This is a genomic window from Tenebrionibacter intestinalis (assembly GCF_016632365.1).
In the GTDB taxonomy this organism is placed as follows: Bacteria; Pseudomonadota; Gammaproteobacteria; order Enterobacterales; family Enterobacteriaceae; genus Tenebrionibacter; species Tenebrionibacter intestinalis.
Genome location: NZ_JAEPBH010000164.1, coordinates 1 through 635 on the forward strand (window position 1 = coordinate 1; position 635 = coordinate 635).

At 52.6% G+C, this 635-nt stretch carries 1 protein-coding gene; it reads left to right on the plus strand.

Annotation, left to right across the window (positions count from 1 at the left end):
- Nucleotides 1–149: 149 nt before the first annotated feature.
- Nucleotides 150–575 carry a helix-turn-helix domain-containing protein gene (locus JJB97_RS18315; protein WP_238715520.1) on the plus strand — a complete coding sequence of 142 codons (426 nt, stop codon included), beginning with the start codon at nt 150–152 and terminating at the stop codon, nt 573–575.
- Nucleotides 576–635 lie beyond the last annotated feature (60 nt).

The following is a 635-nucleotide window of genomic DNA, read 5'->3' on the forward strand; positions in this document are numbered from 1 at the left end:
AAGCTGCTCAAGCTCTGCCGGGGTTATCCTTGCCATAACACGGGTTCCTTCAAAAACCTGTCAATAGGGTTTCAATAAAAATAACTCGACAAGCATATACCACAGTAGGTAGTATTTACAACAGTAAGATGTAAAACAGGAGATAGATTATGGCCATCAGGACACAGGTAACACGGATAAAACCAACGATGGCCGCATCAATCAGCAGTGAAGAACAGGTATTTATGACGGAGTTAGGGAACCGGATCAGCGCCCTGCGTAAGGATGCCGGACTGACTCAGGTACAGATGGCCGAAGCCCTTAACGTTTCCCAGCAGGCGGTGCAGTCCTGGGAGGCAGGCAGAAGGCGGATACAGATCCCGATACTGCCCGCTGTGGCGAAGCTGCTTTCGGTTTCACTGGAAGGCCTGCTGGGAGAGGAATCGGAGAGCACACCGCGCAAGCGCGGCCCGGCCTCACGACTGGAACAACAGCTCCAGATAATCGGCCAGTTGCCAAAGAGTAAGCAGAAGCTGGTTTCGGAGATGCTGGATGCCGTGATAGCGCAGGCGCAACAGGCAGGAACGGACGGTTAAAAGAAGATTTTTGAGCGCGGGCTGAAGGTGATGCAACACCAATAACCCGCTGACCACAAC

Excerpts from the sequence above, each read along its gene's own strand:
- JJB97_RS18315 (WP_238715520.1), top strand. The coding sequence starts at position 150 with ATGGCCATCAGGACACAGGTAACACGGATAAAACCAACGATGGCCGCA.